This window comes from Pseudomonas sp. MDV22-iso1, from assembly GCF_058145095.1.
The window spans coordinates 1-13,790 of the sequence record NZ_JBYVMF010000049.1 but is presented as its reverse complement, the minus strand read 5'-3'; the positions used below and the strand labels follow the sequence as shown (position 1 = coordinate 13,790).

Annotated in this window: 14 protein-coding genes; 7 read left to right on the top strand and 7 right to left on the bottom strand. The window is 59.3% G+C overall.

Going from position 1 to position 13,790, the window contains the following annotated elements:
• Window positions 1–626 precede the first annotated feature (626 nt).
• From AC3ZVB_RS28840 to AC3ZVB_RS28830, 3 genes are all read right to left on the bottom strand, one after another.
• Window positions 627–1,223, bottom strand: a complete 597-nt coding sequence (locus AC3ZVB_RS28840; protein ID WP_046033233.1) for a superoxide dismutase — start codon at window positions 1,221–1,223, stop codon at window positions 627–629.
• A 176-nt stretch (window positions 1,224–1,399) separates the two neighbouring features.
• Window positions 1,400–2,002 (bottom strand): LysE/ArgO family amino acid transporter, encoded by a 603-nt coding sequence (locus tag AC3ZVB_RS28835; RefSeq protein ID WP_162439666.1) that lies wholly within the window; start codon window positions 2,000–2,002, stop codon window positions 1,400–1,402.
• 6 nt (window positions 2,003–2,008) lie between these two features.
• Window positions 2,009–2,410, bottom strand: a complete 402-nt coding sequence (locus AC3ZVB_RS28830; protein ID WP_162439665.1) for an ACT domain-containing protein — start codon at window positions 2,408–2,410, stop codon at window positions 2,009–2,011.
• 97 nt (window positions 2,411–2,507) lie between these two features.
• On the opposite strand from AC3ZVB_RS28830, the gene AC3ZVB_RS28825 reads away from it, so the two are divergent.
• The 4 genes from AC3ZVB_RS28825 to AC3ZVB_RS28810 all read left to right on the top strand — a co-directional run bounded on the left by AC3ZVB_RS28825 (window position 2,508) and on the right by AC3ZVB_RS28810 (window position 6,572).
• Window positions 2,508–3,401 (top strand): LysR family transcriptional regulator ArgP, encoded by an 894-nt coding sequence (locus AC3ZVB_RS28825; protein ID WP_162439664.1) that lies wholly within the window; start codon window positions 2,508–2,510, stop codon window positions 3,399–3,401.
• Window positions 3,402–3,455: 54 nt separating this feature from the next.
• Window positions 3,456–4,448 carry an NAD-dependent epimerase/dehydratase family protein gene (locus AC3ZVB_RS28820; protein ID WP_194692606.1) on the top strand — a complete coding sequence of 331 codons (993 nt, stop codon included), beginning with the start codon at window positions 3,456–3,458 and terminating at the stop codon, window positions 4,446–4,448.
• 107 nt (window positions 4,449–4,555) lie between these two features.
• On the top strand, window positions 4,556–5,428 hold the full coding sequence (locus AC3ZVB_RS28815) for an ATPase (protein WP_490148456.1): 873 nt from the start codon (window positions 4,556–4,558) through the stop codon (window positions 5,426–5,428).
• 295 nt (window positions 5,429–5,723) lie between these two features.
• The gene (locus AC3ZVB_RS28810; RefSeq protein WP_194692604.1) at window positions 5,724–6,572 is read left to right on the top strand and encodes a cache domain-containing protein; all 849 of its coding nucleotides are present in this window, start codon (window positions 5,724–5,726) and stop codon (window positions 6,570–6,572) included.
• A 114-nt stretch (window positions 6,573–6,686) separates the two neighbouring features.
• Here AC3ZVB_RS28810 and AC3ZVB_RS28805 read toward each other — a convergent pair whose 3' ends face one another.
• Together AC3ZVB_RS28805 and pobA are read right to left on the bottom strand one after the other, a co-directional pair.
• The gene (locus AC3ZVB_RS28805; protein WP_490148455.1) at window positions 6,687–8,204 is read right to left on the bottom strand and encodes an MDR family MFS transporter; all 1,518 of its coding nucleotides are present in this window, start codon (window positions 8,202–8,204) and stop codon (window positions 6,687–6,689) included.
• A gap of 77 nt (window positions 8,205–8,281) precedes the next feature.
• On the bottom strand, window positions 8,282–9,475 hold the full coding sequence (gene pobA / locus AC3ZVB_RS28800) for a 4-hydroxybenzoate 3-monooxygenase (RefSeq protein WP_490148454.1): 1,194 nt from the start codon (window positions 9,473–9,475) through the stop codon (window positions 8,282–8,284).
• Window positions 9,476–9,654: 179 nt separating this feature from the next.
• Here pobA and AC3ZVB_RS28795 point away from each other — a divergent pair, with 179 nt between their 5' ends.
• Window positions 9,655–10,551: a helix-turn-helix domain-containing protein gene (locus AC3ZVB_RS28795; RefSeq protein ID WP_490148453.1), complete on the top strand. Its 897-nt coding sequence runs from the start codon at window positions 9,655–9,657 to the stop codon at window positions 10,549–10,551.
• Between the two features lie 9 nt (window positions 10,552–10,560).
• On the opposite strand, the gene AC3ZVB_RS28790 is transcribed toward AC3ZVB_RS28795, so the two are convergent.
• Window positions 10,561–10,764: a hypothetical protein gene (locus AC3ZVB_RS28790; RefSeq protein WP_162439627.1), complete on the bottom strand. Its 204-nt coding sequence runs from the start codon at window positions 10,762–10,764 to the stop codon at window positions 10,561–10,563.
• A gap of 133 nt (window positions 10,765–10,897) precedes the next feature.
• On the bottom strand, window positions 10,898–11,803 hold the full coding sequence (locus AC3ZVB_RS28785; RefSeq protein ID WP_490148452.1) for a LysR family transcriptional regulator: 906 nt from the start codon (window positions 11,801–11,803) through the stop codon (window positions 10,898–10,900).
• Between the two features lie 123 nt (window positions 11,804–11,926).
• On the opposite strand from AC3ZVB_RS28785, the gene AC3ZVB_RS28780 reads away from it, so the two are divergent.
• Both AC3ZVB_RS28780 and AC3ZVB_RS28775 read left to right on the top strand, forming a co-directional pair.
• Complete coding sequence (locus AC3ZVB_RS28780) at window positions 11,927–12,808, top strand: MBL fold metallo-hydrolase (protein ID WP_490148451.1); 882 nt, start codon at window positions 11,927–11,929, stop codon at window positions 12,806–12,808.
• 197 nt (window positions 12,809–13,005) lie between these two features.
• Window positions 13,006–13,620: an NAD(P)-dependent oxidoreductase gene (locus AC3ZVB_RS28775; protein WP_490148450.1), complete on the top strand. Its 615-nt coding sequence runs from the start codon at window positions 13,006–13,008 to the stop codon at window positions 13,618–13,620.
• Window positions 13,621–13,790 lie beyond the last annotated feature (170 nt).

Below are 13,790 nucleotides of genomic sequence, written 5' to 3'. Positions count from 1 at the left end.
CCTGTGGGAGCTAGCCTGCTGGCGATGGCGGCCTGACAGCCGACCTTTTTTTTGCGGATGTACCTCGATCCCTGTGGGAGCTAGCCTGCTGGCGATGGCGGCCTGACAGCCGACCTTTTTTTTGCAGGTGTACATATCCATTGCTGCGGTAACGGCTGCTTAGGGTTTCGCCCTTACGGCGAGGCACTTTTTTCAAACGCCAAAAAAGTACCCAAAAAGGCTCGCCCCGGCGTACGGCACCTCGCTAAAGCTCGGTGTTCCCTCGCTCCGGTGTCCATCTGGGGGCATCGCCTACGGTCTGCTTCGCGACGACCTCCTCTCGATGTGTGCGGCTTCGCCGCACGGCGCTACGCGCCTGACCCCCAGATGAACACCTCCACTCGGCCTCCCGAAGGGGCGGGCGGATCAAAATCAAAAGCTTGCAGGCGAGCTAACGCTCGGCCTTGAGTGGTGGAGGGCAAGGGCAAGGGCAAGGGCAGGGGCGGTGGGGATATGGTTTGGTGTGGGTGGGGTTTCGATGATGGGGCCGGGAAGCCGACCATTAGTGCCTGATAGACGTGCTTTTACTTTTTTGAACTCCATAAAAAAACCCGGCAAAAGCCGGGTTTTTTTGACTGGTGTCGATCTTAAGCGGTGAAGGTTTTGCCTTCGAACTGCTCAGCCACGAATTTCCAGTTGACCAGGTTCCAGAACGCTTCGACGTACTTCGGACGAACGTTGCGGTAGTCGATGTAGTAGGCGTGTTCCCAGACGTCGCAGGTCAGCAGCGGGGTGTCGCCGTTGGTCAGCGGGTTGCCGGCGCCGATGGTGCTGGCCAGGGCCAGGGAACCGTCAGCCTTTTTCACCAGCCAGCCCCAACCGGAACCGAAGGTGCCGATGGACGTTTTGCTGAACTCTTCCTTGAACTTGTCGAACGAACCGAACGCGGTGTTGATGGCTTCAGCCAGTGCGCCGGTTGGTTGGCCGCCGGCGTTTGGCGCCAGGCAGTTCCAGTAGAAGGTGTGGTTCCATACTTGAGCGGCGTTGTTGAAGATACCGCCCGAGGAAGATTTGACGATTTCTTCCAGGGTTTTGCCTTCGAACTCGGTGCCTGGCACCAGGTTGTTCAGGTTCACGACGTAGGTGTTGTGGTGCTTGTCGTGGTGGTATTCCAGAGTTTCCTTGGAAATGTGCGGCTGCAGGGCATCGTGTGCGTAGGGCAGCGGCGGCAATTCGAAAGCCATGATGATTCTCCTAATCAGGTCAGTTGCGGTGAGCGCAAGGCCGATCACGGGCGGCCAGACAAGCGCCGGGGAGTTTGTACTCTTTGCGGCGCATCGGATCGGATCATAGCACCGGGGGTGCGGCATAACCACGCAACAACTGTGTGGAATAGAGGTTCCAGAGCTGTTTGGAATATTCAGGCGCTGGTTATCAGTTGAAAGGCAACGGTGAACATCATCACTGCCACCAGCAGGTCGAGGATTCGCCAGGTACTCGGTCGGGCCAGCCACGGTGCGAGCCACGCAGCCCCCAGTGCCAGGGTGAAAAACCACAGCAACGAAGCACTCGCTGCACCCACCACATAAGCACCGGGCTCGGTCTGTTGCGCGCCGAGGGAGCCGATCAGCAGGACCGTATCCAGATAAACATGCGGGTTGAGCAGGGTCACGGCCAGCGCGCTGAGCATCACCGCACGAAGTGAGCGCACCGTCTGGTTTTCACCTTGTTGCAGGCTCTGTTTCGAGCAGGCTCGGCGCAGCGCGAGGCTGCCGTACCAAATCAGAAAAACTGCCCCACCCCAGCGAGCGACCGCCAGCAGCGTCGGGTTATGCGCGAGGACCGTCGCCAGGCCGAAGACCCCGGCCGCCACGAGCAATGCATCGCACACCACGCACAGTGCCGCCACCGGCAGGTGATGTTCACGTCGCAAGCTCTGCGCCAGTACAAAGGCGTTCTGCGTGCCAATCGCCATGATCAGCCCAGCGGCCACCAACAGGCCGTTTACATAGCTTTGCCACATGAAATATTACTCCGCGTTGGCTGCCAGATCCCGCAACACGCCCATGGCGCGCTCGGCATCGGCCTGGCCGACAAACAAATGGTCGTGGTAATAGCCGGCAATCACGTTGCAGCTGATCCCGGCCTTGCCCAAGGCAGTGGCGAAGGCGGCTGTCAGGCCGACCGCTTCCAGGGCCGAGTGCACGTTGAGGGTGATCCAGGCGGCGACGTAATCGAAGCTGAAACCTGCCCGTTCGGCGTGGGACTTTTCCAGAATGACCGTCAGGCCTTCCTGCTCGCGAAAGCTGCCGACAATCTCAAGTCCTGCTGGCAACTGACCGTCGCGCAGGGTGCAGAACACGTATTCGCCGGCGTTGAGTTGCGGGCTCATGCTGCGCAGCAGCGTTGCCAATGAAGTTTCGCCAGCCATGTGGAGTGTTCCTTGTTCAAGAGTTCTTGCTGGTCATTCTCGTCGTGAACGCTGTATAAGAAAAACCAATCATGCTGATCGCTCATTAGGAAAACTGATGTTCGACTATAAATTGCTTTCTGCCTTGGCCGCCGTGGTCGAGCAGGCCGGTTTCGAGCGCGCCGCTCAAGTGCTCGGTTTGTCGCAATCGGCGGTGTCGCAGCGCATCAAACTGCTGGAGGCGCGGGTCGGCCAACCCGTGCTGGTGCGGGTAACGCCGCCAGCGCCAACCGAGATTGGCCGGCGCTTGCTCAACCATGTGCAGCAGGTGCGCTTGCTTGAACGAGACTTGCAAACGCTGGTGCCGGCGCTGGATGAAGAAGGTCTGCCCGAGCGCCTGCGCATTGCGTTGAACGCCGACAGCCTGGCGACCTGGTGGGCTGAAGCGGTGGGCGAGTTTTGTGCGCAACAACATCTGCTGCTGGACCTGGTGGTCGAAGATCAAACGGTGGGTCTCAAGCGCATGCGTGCGGGCGAGGTGGCGGCGTGTGTCTGTGCCAGTGAGCGTCCCGTGGCAGGTGCGCGCAGCGTGCTCCTCGGCGCGATGCGCTACCGGGCGTTGGCCAGCCCGGCGTTCATTGCCCGGCATTTTCCCGAAGGCGTGCGCGCCGAATTGTTGTCCCGAACCCCGGCGCTGGTGTTTGGCCCGGACGATTTCCTGCAGCACCGCTACCTGGCTTCGCTGGGGGTCGATGGCGGATTCGAACACCATTTATGCCCATCCTCCGAAGGCTTCATTCGTTTGACCGAGGCCGGTCTTGGCTGGGGGCTGGTGCCTGAATTGCAGGTGCGCGAGCAACTGGAGCGTGGTGTTTTGGTGGAGTTGTTGCCAGATAAGCCCATCGATGTGCCGCTGTACTGGCATCATTGGCGCAATGGCGGTCAGTTGCTGGGGTTACTGACCGATCAATTGGTGCATTCATCCAAGCAATGGCTGGTGCCGTTGGACTGACGGGCAGCGTCAAGACACACGCATTACGCAAAACGAAACACATCGGAGCTCTACATGAAAATTCTGGTCACCGGCGCAAGCGGCTTCATTGGCGGACGCTTTGCGCGTTTTGCCCTGGAGCAAGGCCTGGACGTGCGGGTCAACGGTCGCCGGGCCGAAAGCGTCGAACACCTGGTGCGTCGTGGCGCCGAGTTCATCCAGGGCGACTTGAGTGACCCGGAACTGGCCCGCGATTTGTGCTCCGATGTCGAAGCCGTCGTTCACTGTGCCGGCGCAGTGGGCTTATGGGGGCGCTATCAGGACTTTCACCAAGGCAACGTCCAGGTCACTGAAAACGTGGTCGAAGCCTGCCTGAAACAACGGGTCCGGCGATTGGTGCATTTGTCTTCGCCGTCGATCTACTTCGATGGCCGCGATCATTTGGGATTGACCGAAGAGCAAGTCCCCAAGCGCTTCAAGCACCCCTACGCCGCCACTAAATACCTGGCGGAACAAAAGGTCTTCGGTGCCCAGGAGTTCGGCCTCGAAACCCTGGCCCTGCGCCCCCGATTCGTGACCGGTGCGGGTGACATGAGCATCTTCCCGCGCCTGCTGAAAATGCAGCGCAAAGGACGTTTGTCTATCGTGGGCAATGGCCTGAACAAGGTCGATTTCACCAGTGTGCAAAACCTCAACGAAGCCTTGCTCAGCAGTCTGCTGGCCAGTGGCTCGGCGTTGGGCAAGGCGTACAACATCAGCAACGGAACGCCGGTTCCGCTGTGGGATGTGGTCAATTACGTGATGCGCAAGATGGAAGTCCCACAGGTTACCCGCTACCGTTCCTTCGGTTTGGCCTACAGCGTGGCGGCACTTAATGAAGGCGTTTGCAAACTGTGGCCGGGCCGTCCCGAGCCGACCTTGTCGCGATTGGGTATGCAGGTGATGAACAAAAATTTCACTCTGGACATCAGCCGCGCCCGGCATTATCTGGATTACGACCCGAAAGTCAGTCTCTGGACGGCACTCGATGAATTCTGTGGCTGGTGGAAGGCCCAGGATCTTCACTGACAGACCCGTCACTGAACCGAGTTGGGGGTTCAGGGTCAATCGATGCGGCCGTGGGGGTTATACTGCGGCGCATCAAGCCATCACCGCGTTTCACAAAGGTTGACTCAATGTCCATGCGTAACGATGCCAACGACGACTTCGATGATGTACCGAGCCTGCGTGCCGACAGCCTCGATGACGATGATTTTGTACCCGCCGCTCGCCACTCGGTGCATTCGCGCCCGGCGCCTGTGGTCAAGGTCAAAAGCCCGAGCACCGGTCCGCTGTGGGCGTTGGTCGGTGCTTTGTTCTTTGCATTCGCCGGCCTTGCCTGGTGGAGCTTCCAGCAGATATCGCTGATGGAACAGCAGTTGGTGGCGACCCAGGAAAGTTTTGCGCGCATCAGTGAAGAAGCGGCGGGGCGCTTGCAGGATATCTCCGGCAAGGTGGTCGCCAGCCAGACCAATGTCTCCAGCGATAGCGAGGCGTTGAAGCTGCAGATCAAGCAGCTGGAAAGCAAACTTCAGGATCAGGGCAAACAGCAGCAAGGCGTGGTTGGTCAGGCCTCGGACCTGGACAAGCGCCTGGCCCAGATGACGGCGCAAACCGCCGAGCAGGATAAGCGTCTGGCCCAGGCCACCACGCTGGTTACCGAGCAACAAACCCTCAATACACAATTGCAGGCTCAGCTCAAAACGTTGAGCAGCGAATTGGCCGCGCTGAAGAGCGCACCGGCTGACACCAGCAAAATCGATGCGCAGCTCAAAAGCCTTGGTGCCGATATCGCGGCGCTGAAGAAGCAAGGCAACCCGAGTGCGGCGATCGAGCGCCTGGAACAGGACATGATTGTGCTCAAAAGCGAGCAGGACAATCGTCCGGCCGCGGCTTCGGGTGGCAACACGGCGGAATTCGATGCCTTCCGCAGTCAGGTCAGCCGCAATATCAACACGTTGCAGGCGCAGATCCAGACGCTGTCAAAGCAGCTCAACGCGCGGCCATAAAAATAGGGGTTTGAAGAAGGGCTCTTTGTGGCGAGCGAGCTTGTTGTGGCGAGCGAGCTTGCTCGCGCTCGACTGCGCAGCAGTCGCCAATCAATCACTGCGGTTTAGCTTAAGAGCCGGGGTGAATGATTTGGGGAGGCTTCGCCTCCCAGCGCGAGCAAGCTCGCTCGCCACGAAAAGCTCACTCGAGCAACACATCCTCGAGCCATCAAGCCCTCCATGTTTTCCTGAATACTCCTACATATCCCCATCCCGTCTACGCTCTTGAAACACCAATAGGAACGAGGGATGCGCAATGGGGGTTTTGCAAAGATTGGCGTTGCTGGGGGCTCTGCTGTTACTCGGCTTGAGCCAGGCACACGCTGCAGGCACAGAAAAAGACGACAGCAAGGCCGCCATCGCCTTGCTGGAAAAGGCCCTGGCCTACTACCACGATAATGGCGACAAGGCCTTCGCCGCGTTCAGCCGCCAGGGTGAGTTTGTCGACAAGGACCGTTATGTCTTTGTGGTCGACACCAAGGGCGTGATGCTCGCCAGCGGTGGTCCGTCTTCAGCGTTGATTGGTCGAGATGTGTCAGATGTCCTAGGCCCGGACTTGCAGAAAGCCTTCAAGGACGCCTTGAGAGTGCCTGAAGGCAATGGCATCCAGCAGGCCGAGTATCGCTGGCAGAACTGGACCGACGGCAAGGTCGAGCGCAAGCACGTCTACTACCAGAGGATCGGCCAGCGCATTCTCGCGGTGGGTTACTACCTGCCACGAGCGTCGGCGGAACAAGCCATGGCGTTGCTGAACAAAGCAGCAGGCGACCTGGCCAAGGACGAGAAGGGCACCTTGACCGCGATCAACTCCCTCAAGGGCGGTTACTTGCAGGATGACCTGTATGTCTTCGTGGTGGACCTGGACACCCAGCGCTATGTCGCCCACGGCACCAACCTGCGACTGATCAACACCGATTTCAGCAAGATTAAGGACCCCGACGGTAAACCGGTGGGCGAACCGATTTTGGCGCTGATCGCCAAGCAGGATTACGGTGAATATGAATATAAATGGAAGAACCCGGTGACCGGGAAGGTTGAGGCCAAGCATGCCTACCTGAAGAAGGTCGGGCATTTCCTGGTGGCTGTGGGGTATTACAGCCCTTGATGGTTTAAGGGCAAAGATCAAAAGATCGCAGCCTGCGGCAGCTCCTACATTGGAATGCGTTCCCCTGTAGGAGCTGCCGCAGGCTCGGGCCGCGTTCGGACGATCTTTTTGCTGTCAGCGAACCTTATCCTCACGCCCCCGCAACACGGCGTTCGGCATCGCAATCGCCGCCGCCAATCCCAGCAACGACACTGCCGCACTCACCAGCAGCAAATGCTTAAACGTCATCAGCAACTCTGCACGCAAGGCGTCCTGTGCCTCACCCGGCGCGGCGTTCAAGCCGTCGAGCAAGACATTCCCGGAGTGGCCTTCGGTGATCAGCGTAGAGCCGGCCAGGTGAGCGAAATTCGAATCCTGCAACAGGGCCAGCAGCAGCGCCGACATTAACGCCACACCCACCGCGCCGCCGAGGGAGCGAAACAGGTTGGTGGTGCTGGTGGCGACGCCGATGTCCCGTTGTTCCACCGAGTTCTGCGTTCCGACCAATGAGGTGGGGAACTGCATGCCACTGGCAATCCCGCTGAGCACCATGAACAGACTGCTCCACAGCATCGCCTGCGGAGGGCTCAGGGCCATGCCGACGATCGAGATCGGCATGAGCGCGGCGCCGCCCAGGATCATTGGCTTGTAGCGACCGGTCACCGAGGTCCGGCGTCCGGCGAAATAAGCACCCATCGGCAAACCGATTGCCAGCGGCAACAGGTGCAAGGCCGCGCTGTCTGCCCCCGCGCCGGTGACGCTCTGAAAGCGTAGCGGCATCAGTACGATCAACGAGATCGCCTGGAAACTGGTAAAGAAAATCGTGCACCAGCAGAGGATCGCGGTGCGGTTGGCAAACAGATGCATGGGCAGCAACGGCTCCCGCGCCCGGCGCTCGTGCCAGACGAACAGCGCCAATACCAGCGCCGCACAACCGAGCAGACCGGTCACTTCGCTGCTGCGCCACGCATAACCCTGGCCAACCTGGGTGATGCCCAGCAGCAATGCGGTCAAACCGATGATCATCAGCACGGTGCCGAGGTAATCGATGATCGGTTTGCGTTGTGGTACCGGTAACCCGACCAGCGTGCGATGGGCCACCAGCCACGCGATCAATCCCAGCGGCAAGTTGATCAGAAACACCCAGCGCCATGACAGGTACTCGGTCATGTAACCCCCCAGCACCGGCCCGGCCACGCTGGCCACGGCGTACATGCTGCTGAAGTAACCCTGGTAACGACCGCGTTCGCGAGGTGGCACGATGTCGCCGATGATCGCCTGGCTGACTGAGACCATCCCCCCCGCACCGATGCCCTGAAGAATCCGCGCCAGCACCAGTTGCTCCATGCTCTGGGCCATGCCGCAAAACAACGACGACAGCGTGAACAATCCCATGCCGAACAGCATCAACTTGCGCCGGCCGTACAGGTCGCCGAGTTTGCCGTAGATCGGCACGGCCACTGTCATCGCCACCATGTAGCCGGAAATCACCCAGGCCAGCAGCGAGACGTCCTTGAATTGCGCGGAGATGGCGGGCATCGAGACCGCCACGATGGTCTGATCCAGTGCGCTGAGGAAAATCGCCAGCATCAGGGCAATCAGCACGCTTTTAATGGCCGGCTTGGGCGTTTCCGGCTGCTTGAGATTGGTCACGGTAAAACCTGCGGGCAGTGAATGACCCGCAAGCCGCAAGACCCGCGGGGATGCTCGCAGTGTAAGTCGATAGCAAGCTATTCGATAGCCTCGTAGGGGAGGCCGACGTAATTTTCTGCAATGGTTTTGCGACCCGCCTCGGAGTCGACAAAGTACGCCAGCTCCGACTCGGTGATGCGCTGGCTGAACGCGTCCTGATCGTCAAACCGGTGCAGCATCGACGTCATCCACCAGGAAAAGCGCTCGGCTTTCCACACCCGGCGCAGACAGACCTCAGAGTATTTCTCGAGCAAGTCGAGGCGTCCTTCGCGATACACCTTCAACAGAATATTGAACAACGTACTCACGTCGCTGGCGGCCAGGTTCAGACCCTTGGCGCCGGTGGGCGGAACGATGTGCGCAGCATCGCCGACCAGAAACATCCGGCCGTACTGCATCGGTTCGACCACAAAGCTGCGCAGCGGGGCGATGCTTTTCTCGATCGACGGCCCCGTGATGAGGGCGTCCGCCAAAGCGGTCGGCAGACGGGATTTGAGCGTCTCCCAGAAACGCTCATCGGACCAGTTTTCAACCTTGTCGTCTGCCGGGACCTGGACGTAATAACGGGTGCGGGTGGCTGAACGCATGCTGCACAGGGCAAAACCTTGCTCATGGCGGGCGTAGACCAGTTCGTCGTGGACCGGAGGGGTGTCGGCGAGAATCCCCAGCCAGCCGAACGGATAAACCCGTTCGAAAATATTCAGGCAGGTGGCGGGAATCGATTGCCGCGCCACGCCGTGGAAACCGTCACAGCCGGCAATGTAGTCACAATCGAGCCGAAAGGTTTCGCCGTCCTTGTCGAACGTGATGTACGGCTCTTCGGTTTTCATCCCGTGCGGTTCTACGTTGCTCGCGCCATAGAGGGTCGTGGCGCCAGCGACCTGACGAGCGGCCATCAGGTCGCGCGTGACCTCGGTCTGGCCGTAGACCATCACCGTTTTACCCCCGGTCAGCGCCTGCAGATCGATGTGCACCTGACGCCCGTCGAGTGCCAGGTCGAACCCGGTATGAACGAGGCCTTCGGCGTCCATGCGCTGGCCCACGCCAGCCTGGCGCAGCAGCTCTACCATGCCTTGTTCAAGGACACCGGCACGGATTCGCCCGAGCACATAATCCGGGGTCTGGCGTTCGAGAATGAGGGTGTCGATACCGGCGTTATGCAGCAGCTGGCCGAGCAGCAATCCAGACGGACCGGCGCCGATAATGGCGACTTGGGTTTTCAGCGTTTTCATTGTTTTTATGGCTCGCAAGCTTCACGCGACCAGGGCCGGTGAATGATTTTTATGGATCGAGTGCTTGCATTTTTCACTTGCGAGTCGGTCAATTGAAGGGGAAAACTGAGCTGAAACCTGTACATTCTGCCAATCGGTGCGATTATCGCCCGCCACATCTCCGAGGCCTGATTGAAGTTATGAACAAGCCTGCCCTGCCTTCTATACCGGTGTTCAAGCTTTACGGAGAAAGCCTGGACTGGCCAACACCTGACTTGCTGCACTGTGAAACCATTTCCAGACGCAGCCGTGAACATCAGTGGGAGATCAAACCCCACCGCCACGCCGATTTATGCCAGTTGCTCTTCGTTTTCAAAGGTCAGGCAGAGCTTGAAATCGAAGGCAAACGCACAAAACTCACTGAACCGGCGATCCAGATCCTGCCGCCCTTATCGGTACACGGCTTCCGGTTTTCCGAAGACGTCGAAGGGTTTGTCGTGACGCTGGCCGCGCCGTTGCTCAGTCATCTGCAAGCACAGCTGGGCAATTCCCTCCAGGCGTTGACCCACGCCGACAGTTATCCGGCAGGCAAGGACAGCGATTACCTCAACAGCCTGTTTTCAGCATTGCAGGACGAATACACCGGCCATCAACCGGCGCGCGAAATGCTCATGCATTCGCTGGTCAGCGTGATCCTGGTATGGGCCAGCCGGCAGGCGTTGCAGCGGCGTTCCGCCAGCCAGCGTCCGCAGCGCGCGCGGGAATACCTCAACGGGTTTATCCAGCTGGTGGAAGAGACGTATCGCCAGCACGTCAAGGTTGAAGACCTGGCGCATCGGCTGGGAATTTCCGTGTCCCACCTCAACGGCACCTGCCGCGAGCTGGCGGGACAACCGGCCTTGCAGATCATGCACGAACGGCAACTGCTGGAGGCCAAGCGCCTGCTGACCTATACCAGCATGACCATCTATGAAATGTCCGATGTATTGGGGTTTTCCGATCCGACCAACTTCACGCGTCTGTTTCGGCGCAGGGTCGGGATCTCACCCAAGGCGTTTCGCGACCGTTTGAAGGCCGATCAGGACAGCGACACCTGACCCCTTTCGCTAGCGAAGGGCGTTGAGGGTCGCGTTGTGGGGAATGCAGCGCTCGAAATTACAACTCGCGTATTCGCGGGGCAGTTGCCGTAGCTGTTCGACCCGCCAGGCAGCGGTGCCATAAAGCGCCAGCGTCGCTGCGCAGGTGACGAAAATGGCGAGGTATCTTCTTGTTTTGATGTTCATGGCGTTGACCTCTGAACGAATACCCATGGGTATTACTTTCAGCATAGGCCAGTCGGGGTGGGATGCCAGTCAAACATCATGCGCATGTAGCCCGACATTCAGAACACTGATGAACCCGCTCCCACAGGTTGGATTTCCTACCGTTTCATGGATTACAGCCCTACAGCCCTAAATCCCACTCAGGCTCTTGCGGAAACCTCAGCACCAGAAAATCCAGCAGGCTGCGCAGCGTTGCCGGCATGTGTTTGCGTGAGGCATACACCGCGTAGATGTTCATCTGTCGCGGCTCGGCCTGGGGCAACAGGCGAATCAGCTCACCGCTGTGAATGTGCACACCGGCCTGATAAGTCGGCAGCATCGCGATTCCGGCGCCTGCCAGGGTGGCGCGCAGCAGTGTGCTGGCTTCGTTGGCGCTGATGTTGCCTTGCACGGGCACCGACACGGGCTCACCGTCCTGCTCGAAATGCCACAGGCTTTTGCCAAAATAGGAATGGGTCAGGCAATTGTGTTGGCTGAGGTCCTCGACTCGCTGGGGCGCGGGGTGCTCGCGCAGGTAGTCCGCAGAGGCGCAGATCACCGAGCGACAGACGGTGAGTCGTCGGGCAATCAAATTGGGGTCCAGGTCATTGCTGGTGCGAATGGCCAGGTCGATCCGCTCATCCACCAGGTTCACCGTGCGGTCGAGCATCTGCATGTCGATGCTGACGCCGGGGTAGCGCTTGACGTAGGCAGCCATCGCGTCCGCCAGTTGCGCCTGGCCGAATGAAGTACTGACACTGATGCGCAGCGAGCCGCGAGGGGCATCGTCCGGCTCGCTGACAGAGGCTTGCATGTCGCTGGACAGGTCGAGCAATTGCCGACAACGAGGCAGGACCTCGCTGCCGGCGGCGGTCAGGCTCAATTTGCGCGTGGTGCGGTGCATCAGGCGCGCGCCGACCCAATCCTCCAGCTCAGCCAGATAGCGCGACACCACTGGCCGCGACAGGTCCAGATGATCGGCGGCGGCGGACTGACTGCCAAGGTCGACCACCGTGACGAAAACACGCATTGCTTGAAGACGATCCATGATTTGCCCGATTTCAGAAACAAACTATGTATCAGCATCGCATTTTTTGTACTGAGTCAGGCAACTAAGCTCTGTTCCCTGCACGGCACCGGCCAAGCCAGGCCATCGACAACGGAGCAACACATGATCGGCTTCACTTCTCTCAAACGTATTTTGCTGGCAACGGCCGTGTTTGGCTTTGCTGCCCATGCGACAGCGGCTTCGACCCTGACCCTGGATGTCTACAACCCAGGCGACAAGGCCATTTTTCCAGTGACCTCGGTGCTGGTCAGTGGCGAGAAGGACGCGATCCTGGTGGATGCCCAGTTCGGCCAATCCCAGGCCAAGCAAGTGGTCGAGAAAATCCGCGCCAGCGGCAAACAACTCACCACGATTTACATCAGCCACGGTGACCCGGATTACTACTTCGGCCTCGACACCCTGACGGCTGCGTTCCCCAACGCCAAGGTACTCGCGTCGCAACCGACCGTGGATCACATCAAAAAAACCGTCGACGGCAAACTCGCGTACTGGGGGCCGAAAATGGGCGCCGACGCGCCGGCCAAAACCATTGTGCCGGGCGTTCTCGAGGGTGACAGCCTGATGCTTGAGGGGCAGAAGTTGCAGGTGCTGGGTCTGGATGGCAAACAACCGGATCGCAGTTTTGTGTGGATCCCGTCGATCAAGGCTGTGGTGGGTGGCGTGGTGGTTGCGCAAAACATTCACGTCTGGATGGCCGATACCCAAACTGCAGCGTCCCATGCCGATTGGTTGGCTACGCTGCACGCCATCGAAACCCTGAATCCGAAAACCATCGTGCCGGGCCATTACCTCGGTGAGAGCACTCGCTCACTCGCTGCAGTGCAATTCACTGCCGATTACATCAAGGCCTTCGATGAGGAAACCGCCAAGGCAAAAGATTCGACCGCACTGATCGCCGCGATGAAAAAGCGCTACCCGACACTGGGTGAAGAAAGCTCGCTGGAGCTGAGCGCGAAAGTCGCGAAGGGCGAGATGAAGTGGTGATGGGCTGTATCGCAGGTTTTAGCGAGTGCCCTTGAATCTGTAGGAGCGAGCTTGCTCGCGAAGGTGGTCCAGACACCGCGGGCATTCAGACACTTAGCGTTATCGTTAGCGACCATCGCGAGCAAGCTCGCTCCTACAGAAAGCACTATTGAGTCAGCTGAATGAACGCAAGCTACCCCAATCCACTGGAGAACGTCATGAGCAAAATCGCAATCATCGGAGCCACCGGTCGTGCGGGTAGCCAACTGCTGGAAGAAGCGCTGCGTCGTGGTCATAGCGTGACTGCCATCGCCCGCGACACTGCCAAGGTGGGTCAGCGTGAGGGTGTGATCAGTCGCAATGTCGATGTGCTGGATGCCAACGCATTGCAGGCCGCCGTGGCCGGCCATGACGTGGTGATCAGCGCCGCGCATTTCGCCACGATTCCGGCCAGTGCGGTCATCGGACCGGTGAAAAATGCCGGGGTCAAACGGCTGCTGGTGGTGGGTGGCGCCGGTTCACTGTTGCTGCCGGACGCAACCCGCGTGATCGACAGCAAGGGCTTTCCTGAGGCATACAAAGCCGAAGCAAGTGCCGGGGCGTTGTTTCTGGAAAACCTGCGTCAGGAAAAGGATCTGGACTGGACGTTTGTGTCGCCATCGGCGGAGTTTGTCGAAGGCGAGCGCACTGGAAAGTTTCGGATTGGCCAGGATGATTTGCTGGTAAGCAGTGAAGGTCGCAGCTGGATTACCTTTGCCGACTACGCGATCGCGATGCTCGATGAAGTGGAATCCCCGAAGCATTCACGCCAGCGGTTTACGGTCGGATACTAATCCAGGCGGATACACCAAAAATCCTGTAGCAGCTGGCGAAGCCTGCGTCCGGCTGCGCAGCAGTCGTAAATCCGGTAAACACGGTTCTCCTGTTACACCGCGGTGTATGGTTTTACGACTGCTGCGCAGCCGGACGCAGGCTTCGCCAGCTGCTATGTATGGACTCGCCC

Coding starts and splice junctions, on each gene's coding strand:
- AC3ZVB_RS28825 (WP_162439664.1), top strand. CDS start 2,508: ATGTTCGACTATAAATTGCTTTCTGCCTTGGCCGCCGTGGTCGAGCAG.
- AC3ZVB_RS28790 (WP_162439627.1), bottom strand. CDS start 10,764: ATGGGTATTCGTTCAGAGGTCAACGCCATGAACATCAAAACAAGAAGA.
- AC3ZVB_RS28785 (WP_490148452.1), bottom strand. CDS start 11,803: ATGGATCGTCTTCAAGCAATGCGTGTTTTCGTCACGGTGGTCGACCTT.
- AC3ZVB_RS28820 (WP_194692606.1), top strand. CDS start 3,456: ATGAAAATTCTGGTCACCGGCGCAAGCGGCTTCATTGGCGGACGCTTT.
- AC3ZVB_RS28830 (WP_162439665.1), bottom strand. CDS start 2,410: ATGGCTGGCGAAACTTCATTGGCAACGCTGCTGCGCAGCATGAGCCCG.
- AC3ZVB_RS28835 (WP_162439666.1), bottom strand. CDS start 2,002: ATGTGGCAAAGCTATGTAAACGGCCTGTTGGTGGCCGCTGGGCTGATC.
- AC3ZVB_RS28795 (WP_490148453.1), top strand. CDS start 9,655: ATGAACAAGCCTGCCCTGCCTTCTATACCGGTGTTCAAGCTTTACGGA.
- AC3ZVB_RS28815 (WP_490148456.1), top strand. CDS start 4,556: ATGTCCATGCGTAACGATGCCAACGACGACTTCGATGATGTACCGAGC.
- AC3ZVB_RS28810 (WP_194692604.1), top strand. CDS start 5,724: ATGGGGGTTTTGCAAAGATTGGCGTTGCTGGGGGCTCTGCTGTTACTC.
- AC3ZVB_RS28780 (WP_490148451.1), top strand. CDS start 11,927: ATGATCGGCTTCACTTCTCTCAAACGTATTTTGCTGGCAACGGCCGTG.
- AC3ZVB_RS28775 (WP_490148450.1), top strand. CDS start 13,006: ATGAGCAAAATCGCAATCATCGGAGCCACCGGTCGTGCGGGTAGCCAA.
- pobA (WP_490148454.1), bottom strand. CDS start 9,475: ATGAAAACGCTGAAAACCCAAGTCGCCATTATCGGCGCCGGTCCGTCT.
- AC3ZVB_RS28840 (WP_046033233.1), bottom strand. CDS start 1,223: ATGGCTTTCGAATTGCCGCCGCTGCCCTACGCACACGATGCCCTGCAG.